22 protein-coding genes are annotated in these 19,935 nt (G+C 38.6%); 1 reads left to right on the top strand and 21 read right to left on the bottom strand.

Annotated features, from left to right (window positions below):
• The 16 genes from RQ973_RS07315 to RQ973_RS07390 all read right to left on the bottom strand — a co-directional run.
• The coding region (locus tag RQ973_RS07315; RefSeq protein ID WP_311523404.1) for a restriction endonuclease subunit S at window positions 1–1,111 on the bottom strand (1,111 nt) is incomplete at its 3' end.
• Between the two features lie 12 nt (window positions 1,112–1,123).
• Window positions 1,124–2,581 carry a class I SAM-dependent DNA methyltransferase gene (locus tag RQ973_RS07320; RefSeq protein WP_311523405.1) on the bottom strand — a complete coding sequence of 486 codons (1,458 nt, stop codon included), beginning with the start codon at window positions 2,579–2,581 and terminating at the stop codon, window positions 1,124–1,126.
• Window positions 2,582–2,725: 144 nt separating this feature from the next.
• Window positions 2,726–3,601, bottom strand: coding sequence for an N-carbamoylputrescine amidase (aguB, locus tag RQ973_RS07325; protein WP_311523406.1), 876 nt, complete (start codon window positions 3,599–3,601; stop codon window positions 2,726–2,728).
• Between the two features lie 9 nt (window positions 3,602–3,610).
• Window positions 3,611–4,696, bottom strand: a complete 1,086-nt coding sequence (gene aguA / locus RQ973_RS07330) for an agmatine deiminase (protein ID WP_311523408.1) — start codon at window positions 4,694–4,696, stop codon at window positions 3,611–3,613.
• Window positions 4,693–5,820, bottom strand: a complete 1,128-nt coding sequence (gene nspC, locus RQ973_RS07335) for a carboxynorspermidine decarboxylase (RefSeq protein ID WP_311523409.1) — start codon at window positions 5,818–5,820, stop codon at window positions 4,693–4,695. The genes aguA and nspC overlap by 4 nt, the downstream gene beginning before the upstream one ends.
• A complete protein-coding gene (locus RQ973_RS07340; RefSeq protein ID WP_311523411.1) occupies window positions 5,820–7,079 on the bottom strand; it encodes a saccharopine dehydrogenase family protein in 1,260 nt (419 codons plus the stop codon). Before RQ973_RS07340 ends, nspC begins: the two co-directional genes overlap by 1 nt.
• Window positions 7,076–7,936: a polyamine aminopropyltransferase gene (speE, locus tag RQ973_RS07345; protein ID WP_049504668.1), complete on the bottom strand. Its 861-nt coding sequence runs from the start codon at window positions 7,934–7,936 to the stop codon at window positions 7,076–7,078. Before speE ends, RQ973_RS07340 begins: the two co-directional genes overlap by 4 nt.
• Window positions 7,937–9,391 carry an aminotransferase class I/II-fold pyridoxal phosphate-dependent enzyme gene (locus tag RQ973_RS07350; RefSeq protein ID WP_311523414.1) on the bottom strand — a complete coding sequence of 485 codons (1,455 nt, stop codon included), beginning with the start codon at window positions 9,389–9,391 and terminating at the stop codon, window positions 7,937–7,939. It abuts the gene before it with no gap.
• Window positions 9,392–9,991: 600 nt separating this feature from the next.
• Window positions 9,992–11,008 carry a hypothetical protein gene (locus RQ973_RS07355; protein ID WP_311523415.1) on the bottom strand — a complete coding sequence of 339 codons (1,017 nt, stop codon included), beginning with the start codon at window positions 11,006–11,008 and terminating at the stop codon, window positions 9,992–9,994.
• Window positions 11,001–11,468 (bottom strand): hypothetical protein, encoded by a 468-nt coding sequence (locus tag RQ973_RS07360; RefSeq protein ID WP_311523417.1) that lies wholly within the window; start codon window positions 11,466–11,468, stop codon window positions 11,001–11,003. Before RQ973_RS07360 ends, RQ973_RS07355 begins: the two co-directional genes overlap by 8 nt.
• A gap of 43 nt (window positions 11,469–11,511) precedes the next feature.
• Window positions 11,512–12,306, bottom strand: a complete 795-nt coding sequence (locus RQ973_RS07365; protein ID WP_311523418.1) for a DUF4261 domain-containing protein — start codon at window positions 12,304–12,306, stop codon at window positions 11,512–11,514.
• Window positions 12,307–12,353: 47 nt separating this feature from the next.
• On the bottom strand, window positions 12,354–12,851 hold the full coding sequence (locus RQ973_RS07370; protein ID WP_311523420.1) for a hypothetical protein: 498 nt from the start codon (window positions 12,849–12,851) through the stop codon (window positions 12,354–12,356).
• 10 nt (window positions 12,852–12,861) lie between these two features.
• Window positions 12,862–13,416, bottom strand: a complete 555-nt coding sequence (locus tag RQ973_RS07375) for a hypothetical protein (protein WP_311523421.1) — start codon at window positions 13,414–13,416, stop codon at window positions 12,862–12,864.
• Between the two features lie 17 nt (window positions 13,417–13,433).
• A complete protein-coding gene (locus tag RQ973_RS07380; RefSeq protein ID WP_311523422.1) occupies window positions 13,434–13,916 on the bottom strand; it encodes a hypothetical protein in 483 nt (160 codons plus the stop codon).
• Between the two features lie 18 nt (window positions 13,917–13,934).
• The gene (locus tag RQ973_RS07385) at window positions 13,935–14,786 is read right to left on the bottom strand and encodes a CbrC family protein (protein WP_311523424.1); all 852 of its coding nucleotides are present in this window, start codon (window positions 14,784–14,786) and stop codon (window positions 13,935–13,937) included.
• A gap of 32 nt (window positions 14,787–14,818) precedes the next feature.
• A complete protein-coding gene (locus tag RQ973_RS07390) occupies window positions 14,819–15,325 on the bottom strand; it encodes a YfbM family protein (RefSeq protein ID WP_311523425.1) in 507 nt (168 codons plus the stop codon).
• A gap of 121 nt (window positions 15,326–15,446) precedes the next feature.
• On the opposite strand from RQ973_RS07390, the gene RQ973_RS07395 reads away from it, so the two are divergent.
• The gene (locus RQ973_RS07395; protein WP_311523427.1) at window positions 15,447–16,466 is read left to right on the top strand and encodes a hypothetical protein; all 1,020 of its coding nucleotides are present in this window, start codon (window positions 15,447–15,449) and stop codon (window positions 16,464–16,466) included.
• Between the two features lie 30 nt (window positions 16,467–16,496).
• Here RQ973_RS07395 and RQ973_RS07400 read toward each other — a convergent pair whose 3' ends face one another.
• From RQ973_RS07400 to RQ973_RS07420, 5 genes are all read right to left on the bottom strand, one after another.
• A complete protein-coding gene (locus RQ973_RS07400) occupies window positions 16,497–17,291 on the bottom strand; it encodes a hypothetical protein (protein WP_311523429.1) in 795 nt (264 codons plus the stop codon).
• A gap of 48 nt (window positions 17,292–17,339) precedes the next feature.
• Entirely contained in the window at window positions 17,340–17,651 is a 312-nt protein-coding gene (locus RQ973_RS07405; RefSeq protein WP_311523430.1) for a hypothetical protein, read from the bottom strand.
• 38 nt (window positions 17,652–17,689) lie between these two features.
• Complete coding sequence (locus RQ973_RS07410) at window positions 17,690–18,010, bottom strand: hypothetical protein (RefSeq protein WP_311523432.1); 321 nt, start codon at window positions 18,008–18,010, stop codon at window positions 17,690–17,692.
• An 84-nt stretch (window positions 18,011–18,094) separates the two neighbouring features.
• Window positions 18,095–18,973 carry a DUF4300 family protein gene (locus tag RQ973_RS07415; protein ID WP_311523434.1) on the bottom strand — a complete coding sequence of 293 codons (879 nt, stop codon included), beginning with the start codon at window positions 18,971–18,973 and terminating at the stop codon, window positions 18,095–18,097.
• 44 nt (window positions 18,974–19,017) lie between these two features.
• The gene (locus RQ973_RS07420) at window positions 19,018–19,899 is read right to left on the bottom strand and encodes a diacylglycerol kinase family lipid kinase (RefSeq protein WP_311523436.1); all 882 of its coding nucleotides are present in this window, start codon (window positions 19,897–19,899) and stop codon (window positions 19,018–19,020) included.
• Window positions 19,900–19,935: the final 36 nt, after the last annotated feature.

Genomic DNA, 19,935 nt, shown 5'->3' on the forward strand with positions numbered 1-19,935 from the left:
TCTTCAAAGTTTCAAGTTCTTCTAGTGATTTTTGGATTGCCAATTGTGATTTGTCTACCTGAGTCACAAAGTCTGCGAACTCGTTTTGGAGGGAAAGAGGGGGGAGGGGGATGGAAATATTTTTGATCATCGATAAGTTAAAATTTTTTTGACGTACGCCTCTTTGTTGATTCAATAGCATTGATCTTAAATTTTGAATTACATAATAAACATATATAGTATTTGTGATTTTATCATCTAATTTCGCAAAAGCAATTGCTTGATTACAAGACATTACTTTAGTATTGATTGATGATTTTAAACCCGCAGTATCATACATTCCTAATAATAAACTACCTTTTTCAATTATTTTTGCAGAACTACTTTCAATTGCCTTTTCTGTAATTTTTTCAAAAGAATCATCAATGTATTTATGTTCTAGTTCTCCTGATGTAATCCAAGGAATACGTCCTCTAAAATATTTTTCTTCATTTCTTTTAGGAGTTCCACCGCTTTTCCATATTCCAAATTCTTTTAAAGCATGTTTTTCCCAACCCATTTCATTCAAAACAGGATCCCCAAAAATCTCGTTAAATCGGGATTTGACGAGTTTTGATAATTCAGATAGTTGTTGTTTACGAGATTCAATTAATTTGTTAACACCATCTAATCTCAAAACAATTTGCTGTTGCATAAAAGGCTCGTTGTATACAATAGACAAGTTATTCAACTTTGCCTTGTTTAACGTTTTACCCATCACAGCCCTGTCTGTTAAACTATCAAAATTCATTCCTTGTAGTGCATAGTAAAGATATTCATTAAAAAGCATCTTATTATTTTTAACCACAAAATTAGCTATTGCTTCGTTTGTGTACATATTTTCAGCAAGAATCCCAACCTTGCCAATAGATAACTTAAAACTCATCACAACTGTCCCTTTTGAAACGATTTGCATTTTTTCTTTTTGGACAGCTTCTTGAGTTATTTTTTCCTTAGTAGTACATAATATTTTCCCTTTCATATCTGAAATGGATAACCAAGGATAGTCACCTCCCCAATATAAAGTTTGAGAACGATTTGGTGTCTTGCCAATTCTTATCTCACAAACTTCCCCCAACTTCACTTTTTTCATACATGTATCTCCCTACTTTAGTAATTCTTCTAACTCTGCTAAGCCAGCTTGAATTTCTTTTTCTAGATCATTGATTTTCTTTAAGATGACTTCAGTTGGTTCATACTCAACTTTTTCATACTCGATTTCTTTGTATTTATTGATGGACAAATCAAAATCATTCTCCTTAATTTCATCAACTGGAACAAAGAAGGACTGGTCTGTTCTCTTGCGATCTGCTTCTTTCTCTAATTGATGGAATCGTTGAATAATATCTGGAATATCATTATCGTTGATAGGCTGGCGTTTATCATCTAAACTCAGACCGTCTGCTTTCATATCATAAAACCAAACCTTATCCGTTCCACCATTTCCAGTCTTAGTGAAGATAAGGATAGCGGTTGAAACTCCAGCATAAGGCTTGAAAACACCACTCGGCATCGAAATAACTGCATCTAGTTTATGGTGCTCAACGATTTCCTGACGAATCCCTTTATGAGCTTTAGAGGAACCAAATAGAACACCGTCCGGTACAATAACAGCTGCACGTCCACCTGGCTTCAAAGTGCGTAAGAAAAGGGCAAGGAAAAGCAACTCTGTCTTTTTAGTCTTAATCGTAGCCAACAAATCTCCAGAGGTTGAATCATAATCAAGAGATCCTTTGAAAGGTGGATTGGCTAAAACTAGAGTATATTTATCAGCTTCTTCGTTATCTTGAGAAAGCGAGTCTAGGTAGCTAATTTGTGGATTCTCAACCCCATGGAGCATCATGTTCATAGCACCAAGTCTCAACATTGTCGTATCCGTATCATTCCCATGAAACATAGTATTGTGGAAATGCTTTACACTGTCAATATTTGTCTGCCACTCTTCTTTTCTACGGTCTAAATAGCGACTAGCTGAAACCAAAAATCCTGCAGAACCCATGGCAGGATCTGAAATAATATCTTTAATTGTTGGTTGCATGAGTTCAACCATCATATCAATGATATGACGAGGCGTACGAAATTGACCATTTGCCCCTGCCTGAGATAATTTTGACAATAGATACTCGTAAATGTCTCCAATATCTTTTATATCCGTAGGTAACTCATCCAGTGCAGCTATCGCCTTTTGTAAGGTAGCTGGTTTATTGATTTGGAAAATAGCATCCCTCATATAACGTGAAAAAGCTGTATCGTCAGTATCCCCCTTCAGATTCTTAATAAATGGAAAAATCTCTTGTGACATCAGGCGATAAACTTCTTGCGCATCTCCTAAGTTCTTAAAGGTTGACCAACGATATTCGGGTTTATCTTTTGGGAAAATTCCCTCATAGGGAATACCTAGAAATTCAGCATCATTTTCTCTTCCAAGTTCAACTCTGTCCAAATCCTTCATAAATAAAAGATAAGTCAATTGCTCGATGTTGGTCAAGGGATTCGCATTTCCCTCTGTCCATAACATTTCCCAAAGCTGATCAATCTTATTCTTTAATTCGCCTGTAATCATATTTTACCTCTCAAAATATTTCAATTTTAAAAATCTGACATACAAAATTTTAAAACCTCTTATACCCCATTTTATCAGAATCCTAGGACATTATCAAAAAATTATTATAGTATCTACAGAAAAAAGCCTACGATAGGCTTTTTCTCATCTGACAATATCTTTATACATATCTGGTCTTCTATCTCTAAACAGACCCCAGTTTAGGCGCTCGCTTGCTCCCTTGTCGAGGTCATAAGTGGTTAAGAGGATTGCCTCATCTTGTCGTTCGGCTTGACTTAAAATAGCTCCTGTTTCATCGGTCATAAAGGATGAACCGTAGAAATTAAGACTTGAACTTTGTCCACCATTTTCCTCGCAAGGAGAGACTTCTTCCAAACCATAACGATTAGCAGCAATAACTGGGACAATATTTGCTGCTGAGTGTCCTTGCATGGTACGTTGCCAATGACCACAACTATCTGTATCCAAAATAGGCTCTGATCCAATAGCTGTTGGATAAAAGAGCAATTCTGCACCATTTAAGGCAAGACAACGGGCGGTTTCAGGAAACCACTGATCCCAACAGATGCCAATACCAATCTTGGCATAGCGAGTATCCCAAACCTTGAAGCCAGTGTTTCCAGGAGTAAAGAAGAATTTTTCTTGATAATAATGGTCATCAGGAATGTGAGTCTTCCGATAAACGCCAAGCACTTCTCCATCTGCATCAATGACAGCAATAGAATTGTACAAGACATTGCCATCCTTTTCGTAGAAACTGATTGGTAAAACGACCTTTAGTTCCTTAGCAATTGATTTAAAATGCTGAATAGCCGTATTTTCTGTAACCGACTGGGCATACTGGTAGTAGTCATATTGACGTTCCTGACAGAAATAGGGACGTTCAAATAATTCTGGTAAAAGAATGACCTGGGCACCTTGCTCAGCAGCTTGACGGACTAAACCTTCAGCTGTTTGGATATTCATTTCCACATCCTTAGCGCATTGCATCTGAATAGCTGCAACCGTTACATTTCTCATCTTTTTCTCCTATTCTGGAATTTGTTGGGTAATACAGTGGATATTTCCACCACCTAAAAGAATATCTCTTGCAGGGATTCCTACGACTTCACGGTCTGGGAAACACTTACTCAGGATATCCAAGGCCACTTGGTCGTTTTCGTCCTGAAATTGTGGCACCAAGACAGATTTATTGGCAATATAGAAGTTCACATAGGATGCTGCTAAACGCTCACCAGCATAGCGTTCTTCTTCACCTTCTTCATATGAATAGCCCGGCAAATCTTCTTCCGTCACTACTTGATGAATAGCTGGAATCGGAAGTTTATGAATAGTGAAACTCCGGCCCTTTGCATTTGTTTCCGTCTCTAAAAGAGCTAGATCTGCTGCAGACATGGCATACTGAGGATCATCCTGATCATCTGTCCAAGCTAAAACAACTTCCGCTGGGCCAACAAAGGCTGCTACATTGTCAACGTGTTCATTTGTCTCGTCCTGATAAATACCATAAGGAAGCCAGATAACTTTTTCAGCACCAAGACAGTCTAGTAAGGTCTCTTCAATCTCCTCTTTAGTCAGGTGAGGATTACGCCCAGGACTAAGCAAGCAACTTTCAGTAACAAGAATGGTTCCTTGACCATCGCTGTGTATCGCTCCGCCTTCCAGTACAAAAGGCTTGGCATCGTAAACAGGTATCTCTAAAACTTCTGCAAAGCGACTGGCCACTTGGTCATCTGCTTCATAGTCTTGATAAAGACCGTCATATGAGCCACCCCAAGCATTGAAAGACCAATCTACCGCTAACTTTTCCCTTTTATCATTAAGGAGAATGGTCGGACCTGTATCACGAGCCCAGGCATCATTTGTTGGAATATCTAGATAAACGACCTGGTCTCCAAGATAGGATTGGGCTTCAAATAGATAGTTCTCCTCTACCAAAAGATAGACTGTTTCCCCTTGGGCAATAGTTTTGATAATCTGACTAAAAGTTTTTTTAGCTCCCTTGTCTTGAAAAGGCCAGGAACCTGGTCGTGTTGGCCATATCATAAGAGTTCCATGGTGGGGTTCATACTCTGCTGGCATACGATAGCCTAATTTTTTTGGACTGTCCATCATGATAATCTCTCCTTAAAGTCTTGATAGCCGAAGGCTTTGACTAAACAGCATTCACCCTCTTTATCCATCACATACAAACTTGGAAGCCCAATCCCGTTAAAGGTATTATTTTTGACAAAGGAGTAGATTGCCATATCTTCAAAGTAAAGTCTATCTCCGATCTCAACTGGATTTTCAAAGCTATAATCTCCAATCACATCACCCGTCAGACAGGTATTAGAAGAAAGTCTGTAGGTATGGGCTTTTTCCTGTGCCTCAAAGCCATTTCTCAAAGGTGGACGATAGGGCATCTCAAGTACATCAGGCATATGACAGGTCGCAGAGGCGTCTAAAACCAAGATTTCCATACCGTTTTCGACAATATCCAATACTTCAGTTGCTAGATAACCCGCATTGAGCGCAATAGCTTCACCAGGCTCGATATAGATTTCAAGATTGTAAGTTTCTCGGATACGTTTGATTTCTGAAATCAGCAAATCCACATCGTAACCTTCTCTTGTGATGTGGTGTCCGCCCCCCATATTGAGCCATTTGACCTTATGTAAGTAGGGACCAAACTGCGCTTCTACTGCTTTCAAAGTTGTTTGTAAATCATCTGAACCTTGCTCGCAAAGGGTGTGAAAATGAAGACCATCCACCAAATCCAGCAAATCACTAGGAATCTTGTCTAGAGTAACTCCAAAGCGAGAACCTGGTGCACAAGGGTCATAGAGAGCGTGATCTCCTTGAGTTGAACATTGAGGGTTGAGGCGCAAACCAACACTGACACCAGTCTCCCGACAATGAGGCCCATGTTTACGCAATTGTCTCTCGGAGTTAAAGACGATATGGTCTGTTATCTCAAGCAATTCTTCCAAGTCTGCATCTTTGAAAGCAGGCGCAAATACATGGACTTCTCCTGGAAATTCTTCCCTAGCTAACTTAGCTTCATATAGTCCACTGGCTGTTGTACCTGATAGATACTGGCTAATCAAGGGATAGGTTTTGTAGAGGGAATAAGCCTTTTGGGCAAGCAAAACCTTGCAGCCGGCCTCTTCTTGTACATATTGTAGAATGTGGCAATTGGCTTCTAACTTGGCCAAGTCAATGACATAGGCTGGTGTTGGTACTTGTTCTAGCTTCATTAGTCCACCATTTGTGGATTTTCAACCACAACCCATGGCAAACCATATTCATTCAAAGCTTCCATAAATGGATCTGGATCCAACTCTTCAAGGTTGTAAACTCCTGGTTGTTTCCAAGTACCGTTCATAACCAATTTTGTCCCAATCATGGCTGGAACTCCTGTCGTGTAAGAAATTGCTTGTGAACCAACTTCTGCGTAACATTCCTGATGGTCGCAGACATTGTAGATGTAGATGGTCTTCTCAACACCATCTTTTACACCAGTAAAGATACAGCCGATATTGGTTTTACCAACAGTGCGTGGGCCAAGGCTGGCAGGATATGGAAGCAAGGCTTTTAAGAATTGGATTGGAACGATGTCTTGTCCGTTGAAGTTAATGGCATCCGTACGAAGGAGACCAACATTTTCCAAGCATTTCATATGCGTTAGATAAGATTGACCAAAAGTCATAAAGAAACGAATGCGTTTGACACCTGGAATGTTCTTGGCCAATGATTCAATTTCTTCATGGTGAAGGAGATACATGTCTTTTTGTCCGACCTGAGGGAAATCATACTCACGCTTGATAGACATGGCTTCGACTTCGACCCATTTTCCATCTTCCCAGTAAGAACCTGGCGCAGAAACCTCACGTAGATTGATTTCTGGGTTGAAGTTGGTCGCAAATGGATAACCGTGGTCACCACCATTACAGTCTAAAATGTCGATATAGTGGATTTCATCAAAGTAATGTTTGAGTGCATAAGCCGAGAAAACACTAGTCACACCTGGGTCAAAACCAGAACCAAGAAGAGCAGTCAAGCCAGCTTCTTTGAATTTCTCTTGATAAGCCCATTGCCATGAGTAGTCAAAGTAAGCTGTAAAACCAAGTTCCTTGCAGCGCTTTTCGTAGATAGCACGCCACTCAGGGTCTTCCGTATCCTCAGCCTCATAGTTGGCTGTATCGATATAGTGAACACCTGTTGCCAAACAAGCGTCCATAATGGTTAAATCTTGATATGGTAAAGCTACGTTCAAAACAGCTTCTGGTTTGTAGCTTTCAATCAGGGCAATTACTTCTTCAACCTTATCTGCATCAAGAGCAGCTGTCTCAATCTTTGTACTTGTTTTACCTTCCAGTTTAGCTTTCAAGTCATCGCATTTTGACTTAGTACGGCTAGCAATCATAATTTCTGTAAAGGTTTCGCTATCTTGGCAAATCTTTGAAATAGCAACTTGGGCAACGCCCCCACATCCAATAACTAGTAAACGACTCATTTTTTTCCTTCCTCTTCTTCTAAAATGTCCTCAACATACTTAGGCAACATAAAGGCACCAATATGTAGGTTTGCAGTGTAGTATTCTGTGAAAAGCTGGCGTTTTTTCCAACCTTCCTTGTCAAAATCTTTGACAGGGTGGTATTTTTTCGATGCAAACCCAAATAACCAATAGCCTGCAGGACTGGTAGGGATATGGGCCTGATAAACTCGACTGATTGGGAAGGCTTGATTGACCTTGCGGTGCATGCTTCGGCAAGCTGACTCATCCTCGTCAAAGAAGGGGCTCCCATGCTGATAGATCATGATTCCGTCCTCTTTCAAGGCTCTGTAACTATTTCCGTAAAATTCCTTGGTAAAGAGACCTTCCGTATGTCCAAAGGGATCTGTCGCATCGTTGATGATAATATCGTAGTCATCTTCACAGTTTCGCAAAAAGCGTAGTCCATTTTGGTAGTAAATGGTAACACGAGGATCATCAAGACCTGCTGCAAAGTCTGGGAAATACTCACGACAGACCTCTACCAACATCTCATCCGGTTCCACGATATCGATTTGTTCCAATTCTGGATAGAGAGTTAATACCTGGGCAACACCACCGTCACCACCCCCTATAACCAATACTTTCTTAGGATTGGGATGGACAGCCATGGGAACGTGGACGGTCATTTCGTTGTATACAAAATCATCTGCATCCGAGAACAAGACATGCCCGTTTAAAATCAAAATCTTACCAAAAGCTGGCGTATCTAATACTTCAATATCCTGCCATTCACTTTTACCAGCGTAGAGTTGCTTGGCTGTTCTCAGGGATAATTTCACATCTGGAGTATGAACTTCAGAAAACCATAAATCCATTTAGTTCTCCTTTCTCTCAATGACATTAATGTGGTTGACCTCAGGATCTTCCGTCCCTTGAAGGGAGCAGCCACGTTCCTTTGCAAATTGGATATAGTCTACAATTTCACGTGTAATGCGTTCACCAGGAGCCAAGATAGGAATACCTGGAGGATAGCACATGACAAATTCTCCACAGACCTGTCCAACAGACTCATCCAAGGTCAAACTTTTTCTCTCTGAATAGAAGGCTTCCTGAGGAGAAAGGACCAACTCGGGCTGGATATATTCTCCTGCTATCAAGTCCTTCCCATCTCGTGAATAGAGTCTCTTGATATCAGCAAGAGCACCAACCAAGCGCTCGATGTCTTGGATGCGGTCACCAATCGAAATATAGGCCAGGATATTGCCAATATCACCAAACTCAATCTGAATGTCATATTCGTCTCGTAGGAGGTCATAAACCTCGATACCTGTTAAGCCAATCCCCTGAGTGTAAACTGACAGCTTGGTTACATCAAAATCACAGACCGACACACCATCTATTAACTCTTTTGAGTAAGCATAGTAACCGCCAATGGCATTGATTTCACGACGAGCGTACTCGGATAGCTCAATGACCTTCTCAAACGACTCTTTACCACGAAGAGCCAAGTTGCGACGCGAAATATCCAGACTAGCCATCAACAAATAAGAGGCGGATGTTGACTGGGTAAGATTGATAATCTGACGTACGTATTCAGGATTCATCTGCTCCCCGATTAAAAGAAGCGAACTTTGGGTCAAACTCCCACCAGACTTATGCATAGAAACTGCTGCCATATCAGCACCTGCATCCATAGCAGAAATTGGAAGTTTATCAGTAAAATGTAAGTGCGCCCCGTGGGCCTCATCTACCAAAACCATCATGCCAGCTTCATGAGCCATTTCTGTCAACCCCTTTAGGTCTGAACAGATTCCGTAGTAAGTAGGATTGTTAATCAAAATGGCCTTGGCATCTGGATGGTCCTTTATGGCCTGTGCTACTCGGTCATTTTCAAGACCTAAAGCGATACCAATTTTAGGATCCACACTCATCTCGATATAGATGGGAATGGCACCACATAGAACCAGCGCATTGATAGCAGATTTGTGGACATTTCGTGGCAGAATAATCTTATCTCCTGCCTTGCAGGTTGCGAGAATCATAGTCTGCACCGATGAAGTTGTTCCTCCAATCATGAGAAAGGCATGGCTAGCTCCAAAAGCATCAGCTGCTAGCTCCTCTGCATCTCTGATAATCGAAATGGGATGCCCCAGATTATCCAAGGGCTTCATAGAGTTAACATCTTTACCTACACATTTTTCCCCTAAAAGTTCAACCAACTCTGGGTTACCACGGCCACGCTTGTGACCAGGTACGTCAAACGGTACAATTCTTTTCTTTCGTAATTTGACCAACCCCTCATAGATGGGAGCTTGGTTTTGATTTAACATTATAAAGACATACTCCTTTATCATATTTTTTACACCTTAACCATGTAAGGCTCTAAAGGATACTTATGAAAAAAGAGCAGGTTGGCACCTGCTCTACAATCTACTGACGTGTTTATGTTTGTTTCTTTTGAGTATGTCTGTTCCTGATGTTTCCTAACTCTCTAGTAGCAAATATTACGTACTTTATTGATCGTTTCACAAGATGACGTGTGCTTTCACCACACTAACAAATCTATACGAATTAGGACAAGTGTCCTAACATCAACTTATAAAAGTAGGCTTTTAACCCTATCAATAATGTGGCTTTTCAACCACGCTTCGGCATTCAACCCTGCCTGTCCGTAGGCATTTTTTACTCGGGTTTATATTTGCTAGAAAACATCATCTCATTTTCTAAGCTTCATTACTATATCATGTTTTCGTATTCTTGTAAAGTATTTTTAGAAACTTTTTTAAATAAATTCATTTTTTTCGTTCGTGAAATTGCTTTAACTTAAAAATGGAAATCGTTTTAAATTTAAATCAAAAAACAAAAAAAGAAACTAAATAGATTAGTTTCTTTAATGAATCATAAGCATTATCAACTATTCAAAATCCTATCTAGTCATCTCGTGCTACTTGAACAGCTAGTTCAAAATCAGTCATCAAATAATTTTCATCTAGTCGGATAAGACTATAATATTCATTCCAAAATAGAGAGTCACTGTTACTTGACCACTGTAATCCATACCACAATTGAGTGACATCACTTGTATGTGATGGGGGGATTGACCATAGATGCTTTTTGAAAGTTTCTTGAACAAGTGGAACATCCAGTCGACTAGTCAAGTCGAGTTCATCTAACTTGAAAGTGATAGAATGTTTCTTTGCTTCTTCAATGCTGTCCTTGTTAAATCGAAGCTGAATAATCTTAGAATCTTCTAAAGCCACATTCTGGTCCTCAGCACCGTAAAAGGAAATACTCCCCAGTACTAAGCCATCTTTTGCTAGGAGATAGGGATCGTAGGGAACAGCATTGCTATCAAGTCTGAAGCCTTTTTCGATAATGACTGTTTTATTGTCCGAATACTTCTGGAAACTGCCATCTGTCAGGAGGTCTTCGTAGTCGCTACTACCATCACCCTGTCTGACATAGATATCAAATCCAGCTTCCATCAGATCACTTGCTTTTGTTTCTGCTAAAATGATTTTACTTTCATTAATTTGCAAAATCGGTGCTTGAGGTGGCAAACCAATCGTGATATAAAACATAACTCCTACTAGAAAGACCATAAAGGTTATAAGGAGGGCAAGTAAAGACTTTCCAGTCCTTTTTCTTGCATTGAAAAGAGCCATTATAGCTGGGAGGAGGATCATTTTGGCTAAAATAGAATTTCCAACTCCACCTCTATTTAAGGTCTGAAAGGCAAACATCCCTGCAATAGCAATCAACGTCAGGTAGACTAAAATCTCGCCTAAACCCAGTTTTTCTGTTCGAGTTTGTTGATTTACAGGGGTTTCGTACAATGACTGCCCATTCTCTTTCCTCTTTTTTAGAAAGAGATAAAAGCCCAGACCAAGTAGCAGATTAAAGATTGAAAAAACTATTAAAGTACCTATTATCGCCGTTCTAGCCATGGCTCTCTACTCCTTTATGTTCTCTCTCAAATCTTATCTTTCTCTTTAATGTCCAATTCCCAACTAATAAAACCAGCAAGAAGAAGGGGCCGCCTTCTATCAGTACAATCGGTAAAGCCAGTAGAGCAATCATCAAAAAACTAGCTTTCTTTTGCCGCCAACTACCGCCCCATTCTCCGTTTATAAGTCCACCCAAATAGTCGATGTAGTCAGTAAACCAAGCCAATAAGGGATTTTGAAAATCACTTGTCCTTAGGTAAATGAACATAGCAGAATTTAGAAAAACATAAAGAATTCCAAGGACTAGAATAATCTTTTGACTAGTTCGAGTAGCCTCTAGAACGATTTTCCCTCTCTTCTCTGGTTTTATTTCCTTGAGACTTGGATTCTTACAAGAGAGTTTTTCAAATCTATAGGCCAAAAATCGGTAGAGATAATACTTTTTTATATCACGCTTCATAAAATCCCCAATCTAAGAAGGACACTCAATTATAAATCATGGTCTAAACATCTAATTTCAAGGAATTTCCTTCCAAATAGACGGCTTTTGACTCAGTGATTTTGATTTTTTGATCTTCTGAAAAACCAATGGTTTCACCGTCCTTCAAAGTGACATCACTGCCTAAAACATACTGAAGAATAGACAAGAGGAAATAATATAAGTCGTCGCTATCCATAGGGGAGTCGATAATTTCAATCTCAGTTTTTCCAAACTCTTTTAAACCATAAGTGTAAATGCTGGTCTTATCTTTCTGATTGATAATCCCCATATAAATCCAGAGTTGAAGGGGAAGCAGTTCTTCTTTCAAAAGGTCAGCCAGGTCTAGATAAAGATCTTTGGGCAAAAGCAAGGTGGTAGAACCCTGATAAATACCAATAGCTGATTGACTAGTTTTTAGGATAGAGGCATTGACTTTAGTTAATAAGGAATAAGTTTCTACTGGCGAAAGATTGTCAGACAAAATAGAAACAATGGCGTGTTGTGTGTGCTCTTGTGTTTCTTTCTCAACATCCTGCCAGAGGTAAGAATAGGCATACAATTCTTCAAATTCTTGACTTGGGATAGGAAGATCCATCAATGCCAAAGCAACGAGAGCACCATCAATCACAAAGGTTGCACTAGAATCATCCCCAGAAACTTCAGAAGTTTCAAGGCCCCAGTGAGCTTTTAATTCCTGAACAACCTGGTCTAAAGAATAGGCCTGCTTGCCTTTGAAGAGGGGCATGGACAAGGTAAGGGTCTTTTTCTTCTCTGACTTTTCTTTCTTACTAGAAAATAGATTTTTCAAAAATTTCATAGGACTTCTCCTTTTTTTATATCAGTTGGGAAGCAAAGCTATCTTGCTCAAAGTGAGTCGAGATACCAAGTTTCCTCATCCTCAAAACCGTAAAATTTCTCATCAAGTAGCCAATTTCCATCCACCAATTTAAGTACAAACTGATGCTTCATTTCTAAAGCTTCTTGATAATGGGTGATGACTCTTGCTTCTTCAGCTTTTGTCATGATAAAATCTACAGAAAAATCATTCCTTTTAACATAGTTATACTCACTTGGGGAGCCATAAGAATTTCGAACTCCTCCTTCCAAGTATTTTTGAGTCACTCGTCCAGTTAGAAGTTGCATTTGTCTCTGAAAATAGTCATCCATAAGTTCATCCCACTTGGGATGAAGTTGATTTGCTGGGATGGCAAGGGCTTCTTTTTCCTTATCCAGTGCTCTGTTACGCTCAAAAATTTCCTCTTCTAACAAGGTTAAACTTTTAAGTAAATCAAGCAATGGTGTAATGATTATTTCTGCTAGAGTTTGATATTTTTTAGGGGTATTTTTATAGTTCACTCTCATGATAAACCTCTTAATTCTCCTGGATTAATTGGTTTATTTCTCGATCTGAAAGAGATCCTTTCTTGTAGAGTTTTCTCAGTAAGTCTTCATCAACTGTGATTGAATAATAATCTGTCACAAACTCATGAAATCTCTCAAAGCTATCAAAAAGGTATGAAAGCAACCATTCTCCACCATCCTGACCTTGGTAAGTCTGTTGATGCGCTTGACCGTCATACCAGATAAAGAAGGTTGTTTCATCTTTTTGATCTTCAGAATAAAGTAAGAGATCCTTCTCATCCAGTCCTTTATAAAAGCCATCAATGATATCTTGATTCCACTCGTCAGCAGCAAACTGGCTTAAACTACTTTCATGATCAAAGCCTTTTATGAGGATCATTTTATCAGTCAGAATCACATCTAAAGAATCACCAGATCCATTGTCAATAAGGTAGCGGAGTCCATAGTCTTCCTCAGTCTTAATCACGAGTCTGAGCCAATCCTCACTTGGATCGGTCAGATACTCATCAATGACCAGCAAGGCATCTAAGCGAGTTTTTATCTTGTCCCAATCAATCTTTCTCATCTCTAAAAACCTCCATCTTATTCTTGCGATTTATCAAGATCACAAGCCCTATAACGAGCTGTTAGATAGCCTGAAAGGCTAATCTGAGGGATATTCCACTCATTAGGCAAATAAATCGAACAATCTACCTGATCACCTAGAGGGGAACTTGCTGAAAAGACATATCTTCCCAAATCTTCATTATTAGGATTTCTTTCAACTAGACTCAATCTGCTAGCATTGAACCATTCTTTAAACAGTAACCAGATTTGCTCAGCATCTTCGTTTAATAGGGAGACTTTCAAGTTGTAGCTGATTCCGACCCTACATCTTTTTTTGAATCCTGACTCATCAGCCTTACAAACCTTTATCATTCCCTTATCATACTGCCAGTTATCACTATCTAATAGGGGAAATTGAGCAGATAGATTGTCTTTAAATCCCTGCATAGTATCTAATAAATCTTTAGAGGCAGCTTCGAATAATTCTAGTTCTTCCATAGGCTTCACTTTAATTTTCATAGCTAATCACATTCCGGTTTAATCTGCATCAACCCAGATCTGGTATTTTTGACAATGGAGACATCTAAACAAATAACCACAGATAGGCCCGTCTTTGACCAAGTAGTCTTCTACCTCTTGATATTCTTCACGCGCTTCATAGTCTGCCAAGACTTGCTCAGCGATTCCCATATCCTTCAATTCTCGAGTTCCAACTGTACCTAAGTAAGCGCAGTAATCTTGACAGCAAGATAACCAATATTCACCCTGCCAACTAGAGTAGCCTGGGGTCTGACAAAAAAGCAGCTGATTCTTTTCTGGATCCAATTCCCCCTGCCACTCGGCATCTTGGACAAATTCCGCATCGAATTTTTTAGCTGCTTGACCGTTTGCAATGCACATTGGGCAAAGGTATTCTATGTTGTCAATACAGTAAGGAATCAAGTCATAATAAATATTGCTTTCTTTCCCACAATATGGACAAACCTTGGCTTCTCCTTCAACAAATGAACCTGTAGCTAAGGGATCTGGATGATAGAGAAAATGAGGTAAGTCTTTTAACAAGTCCTGCCTTTGCTTCTTCTCTTCTTTTCTTAGGGGACGAGAAAGGGAAAATCTATCTCCACGACTCTGACTCATTTCTTGTAAACGACTCAGTTTCTTTATCTGTTTTCGATCTGGTTTATCTAAGATTTCAGTAAATAAGCTATAAGCACTAGTGTAGAGACCCAATTGCTCATAGAGGTCAACTAAGACTTTCTTCGCTTCTAAATCATCAGACTTAGCTAATTCATCAGCCAAATCATAGAGTTCCGCAACACTTGGAGGCTTTCCATCTTGGTCCAGGTATTGCTTTTTTAATGTAATGTATTTTTCTAGAAATGGATTCATGGGAATACCTTTCTAATGGATGACATAAAATCTTAACAAATAGTAACTAAGACATTTCCATTGAGTTCCAGAATCTTTTTGTAAAACTCTTTCATATTTACAAAGCAGGTTAAAATGTCATCCTTGATTTCTTCCTCTTCCTCAAGATAATCCCAAATATTAGGATACAAGTCGGCTTTCTTACAGGCTTCCATGCTAAAGTCAGTCATAGCTCTGTCCATGTCAAAACTTTCTAAAGCTTCTACAATCTCAGCTATCCTGTTTTTTTCAGTATAGGCGATATATTCAGATACATCCTCTAAAGGAGTCACCCCTAAAACAGCTTCTCTCAAGGGATTGTCGTCCAAAAATTCTGAACTACTAAATCCTGTCAAGACAAAGACCAAGGCATCCCACATTTTATCGATATCCAGAAAAATTTCATATTCTTCTGCATAATCCTCCGCCAAGTCCAGCAAGTCATTTTCCTCATTAGAAAGTAGCTTTATTTGTTTTAATTTATCGTCTGGTAAATATTGATAATTGGCAATCATTCCCATGATTTTACTCCTTTGAATCAGTTAGTATCATACGGATATTTCTAGCTCTATTTTCCTAGAAAATGCTATAATGGAGCTAATAAAATTGTTCTCTAGCAATTGAAAAACGGGGGAAGCAGTCATGTTCACTTCTATTGTTTTAGGATTTTATTCTCTTTTCTTTCTATCCTTATCCTTTACCATTTATCTCTATATTAGACTTGTAGTTGCAGTCAGACAAGGGAAAGATGTCCCAAAATGGATCTATAAACTCGGCCATGCTGTTCAAGGAAGAATTCACGTTGACTATGAAGAAATCACTGATGCCAATGCCCTTAAAGAGATTCATTGGTTCTTACTGATCTATTTAATCGTAAATCTACTCCTATTGGCTGTCTTCTACTATCATGGTAATAGCTTTCCTCAAGCCATTTATGAATGTTTGAAAAAACAATTTTTTATCGTACTTGTTAGTATGGTTTTAAAAAGTATTGGTAAATTTGTTGTACTGGCTATAAGAAAAAACTTTCTTAACAGTCATGCCTATGCTTCAACCAACGCTTTTGTCGGGACAGCTTTTTTAACGAGTTATGTTTTTATGTTTTGCATGATGATGAGTGGCCTTCCAGCGCAACCTGTTCCAGTAACCATTCAAGATACCACTGTCATTGTCGGGGAGACCAAGGCTTCCGAACTTTTGGACCAAGGCTTTAGCTTTGAAGATAAAAGTCCAGAGACTTCCATCACAAATCCCAAGAACGACCACTTCTACTACGGTCAGCTTCTTGAAGTCAAGCGTGATGATCAGTCCTATGGCTTTATGAGCCTCACTCCCACAGGTAAAGATACAGATCAGCTCAAAAACTGCGTCATTACCTACTACAGAACACCTAAGGATAACAATCAACTAGAAGAAATTTCCATCAATCATGTCAAGCTAGCCAATCTCAAGCTTCAAGATTTTCAAACACGAAAGTTAATCGATATCTTTGAAGTCAATCCTGCTGATTATAATGTCTCTGATAAGGATAATAACTTTATCCTAACCATTCAAACAGCAGACTACGACCTCTGGAAAAGGTACCGTATTGAATCCAAGTTCAATTCAGATGGTTCCCTAGATAGTTATGGTGTTAGAGCCCAGCACAGCATGTGGGAATGATTCACCATTTCCCCCTTTATCACATAAGCATTAAACTGGAAAAATATCGTCGACAAGTTTATAGGTTTCGATGAATCTAAGGCCAGAGGAACCTTTATCTCTAGTGATTTCTTCATAAATATCTTCTAAATTTTGGGCAGGTGCTAGCATCCAAAGACTAAAAGGTCTAAGTTTCACCTGTCCAATTTTTTCAATATTTTCTAATAATTGCCCTAAATCTTTGTGATTGAACCAGCAGTCTGTAACGAGACCAAACTTCGTATTGTCCATCTTACAGGAGATATGACTGATCAAAAAATCATCGATGGTGGGCTTTTTTGTTTGTAAGAGGCGCGTGCAAGCCAGATGGTACTCAAGCTTTCTAGGACTCTGATCAATCATCGATACAAAGACAAGACCATACTCATCTTGGAACTTAACAGCAAGGAGATCCCCTTCTTCAAAATAGGGTTTGCGTTTAGTTTTGGCTTTAAGGACCTTTAGAGGCCTAGGATTTTCAGTTTGCAACTGGATAGCAAGTTTTTCCAAGACCTTTTGCCTTTGCTTCAAAGCCTTTATCCAAAATGAATCAGCCCCTTTTTTGAGAAGCTCCAAGGTTTTATCTCTGATATCGTCTGTCAGGTGACCAATCTTCCACAGTGAGTAGGCAAGAGTAGTCCAATATATTTCTGTAAAAAAGTCAGTTTGACAGTAATCTTTCTCTGCATCGAGGATATCCTTGATAATATTGGCCACATGATCACCGTCTCTATAGCGACCGACTATTTCATTGTAAATGTCATAACCTTGATCACTGTCAATGATTTTAACGCCATCAATTGCCATTCTCAACTCCTAATGTTCAATCGACATCTTATTTCTAAATCTCAAAGCTTATTTAATCTTATGCTTGTTCATTTTCTCTTGGAAAATATCTGTAAGAATTTGTCGCAATTCTTGAGCTTCCTTTTCAGGAAGTTGCCCTTCTTGTTCAGCTACAGCATACAATTCCGGATACTCAAGCGAGATTCTCTTAATCGTACGTGTAATGGCATGTTTTCTAACAAAAAATGGAATCCGTTTAATCATATCTTGAGGAATTAAGGCGATAATTTTATCGGCAGTTTCCTTATCGTTCAGTTTAGAGAAAGTTAGTCCCTTTTTAATCATCTCTTGTTCTTTTTCTGTAAAATCTTTAATATCCATTGTGTCTCCTTATAACTATTTTATTTACTACTATTATACTATTTTTTTAATTGGTCAAATGAAAAATCTCTATAAATCACTTCTTTACCAAGAACGGAATCTGTTGTAACAGGTAGTTTTTTCAGCAACTCTTGAATATCAATATCTTTGGGAAGAGAATTCAATTCTCCCAGATTATTTTCCTGAAGATGTGCTGCAAAGATAAACTCTCCCTTTTCCCAATCCATAGCACAATCATTGATAACATCTACTGGCGACAAGTCCAGCAGTTCTTGCTCTTGCGCTATAAAAGTTTCGTAGATCAATTCAAAAATAGCTTTCTTATCAATTTTTACAACTCTTAATGTATGTTCATCCATGTTTGCTGTCCTCTAATCATATCAATTTAGCTATCATTCGATTGGTAACTTCTTATCCTACTCTTTAGGCAAATTATCCTATTTTTAGAGTTGAACCCACTTATCATTATCCATAATAAAGGGCTTCGCTAGGCCTTCACCTGTATAGTTTTCATATTTTGTATCTAGATATTTGTAACAATCTTCCTTGGTCGCAAATTTGATGGCTTGATAAGGTTCCTCAAAGGTTAACTTTTCGACAAAGAGATAGCCATCCTCACTTGGTACAAGAATTCCAACATGACCGATAAAGAGGGATTGCCCATCCAAGTCATCATGGACAACTACTGATAGCATTCTTGCATTTTCATTAAACTTGAATTGAGAAAAGAACTGTTCCATCTTTGCAGCATGTACCTTGACATCAGTTGTTGCTTCAGTTTTAACTCTTGAGAATAAAATATCAAAAGCATCCTTGTCTTCTGCACCAAAGACTTTTCCCTTATCAATAGCATCATTATCGACAAACAAAAGGGAATCATCTTTCTCTAACTTAGGAATTTCGATGGAATTTTTCAATAAACAATAACTGTTGATACGACAGTTGGTACCTACAAAATCACCTTTTTTCGGTGTCCAAAGATTGGTAATTTTTTCTACATCATACTCGGTTTTGGTGAATGTAGAAAAATCTCCAGTTAAGCCAACCGAACCAACAGTTTCATTATAGTCATTGACAAGGTTGAAAAATGCATTCACACTGTCTTTATCCAAATGCGCAGCCAAAGCTTTTCTGACTTCTTCTTCACTTGGTTTGCTATTCATATTGGTGTAAGAGGCTTTCCAGGAAACCTGATTGGACTGTGTTTGAGTTACTGAAGATTCTGTAGTTCCATCACTAGACTTTTGAACTTGACTACAAGCCACTAAGGGCAAAAGAAGCGTTGAGCAAAGACCAATAGTTGCTAATCTTATAAATTTCATAGTTTTTCCTTTGTTTAAAAAATTGTTGTTAAAGGTAAATAAGATTATGCTTTCGGTTGAGAATAGACTTGAATATGCTGATCTAGTACCTTGATTTCTACTGGTAAGTCATCAGATTTATCACCATCGACATCCGTTTCTAATTCACTATCTGAAGAGATTTTGATGTGACGAGCTTTAATGTACTCGATGTGATCATTTTCTACGACGTCCCCTTTTAATAAGTCAGGAATAACTGACAATTTAGTAAGAATTGATGCATCTTTTAAAATCAAAATATTGGCATAACCATCTTTGTCCTCATCAAAGATCTTTTTGTCAGCGAAATAATTGGTGAGGAGAACTAAAACATGGCTGGCTGGGCCAATATAATTTCCATTTTCAGTCTCAACTGTAATGTTAAATGCTTGATCTGTAACCACAGACTTTATGGTATTAATCGCATAGGCTAGCATACCAAACTTTGTTTTATCTTCTATGCCAACATTATGGATGGCCTCTGGTAGTGAACCAATACTAAAGATATAATCAAAATAATTTCCATTTGATTTTCCGATATCAATCTTATTCGTAGAATTAAAATCGAGTTCGTCAATAGCCCCGTCTATATCTTGATTGATTTCTAATAACTTTGTAATAAGATTTCCAGTTCCTCCTGGAATAATCGCTAGTTTAGGAATACAGTCTCTTTCAGCGATACCTGAGATCACTTCATTGACTGTCCCATCTCCACCGAATACGAGAACTGCCTCATATTTTTCTTTTGAGGCTTCTTCAGCAAAATGTGTTGCATCTTGCGCTTTTTGTGTAATTCTGGTATCGACTTGCTCGAAGTATTTTTTAGCCTTATTTTCTAACTTTTCCTTATAATCTAAAGCCTTTTCTCCACCAGAGGTTGGGTTGATAATCAACATTATTTTCTGCATTCATTTTCTCCTCAATATCTATTTGCATCCTTAGGC

Origin of the sequence: uncultured Streptococcus sp. (assembly GCF_963511325.1) — a bacterium.
Classification (GTDB): Bacteria; Bacillota; Bacilli; order Lactobacillales; family Streptococcaceae; genus Streptococcus.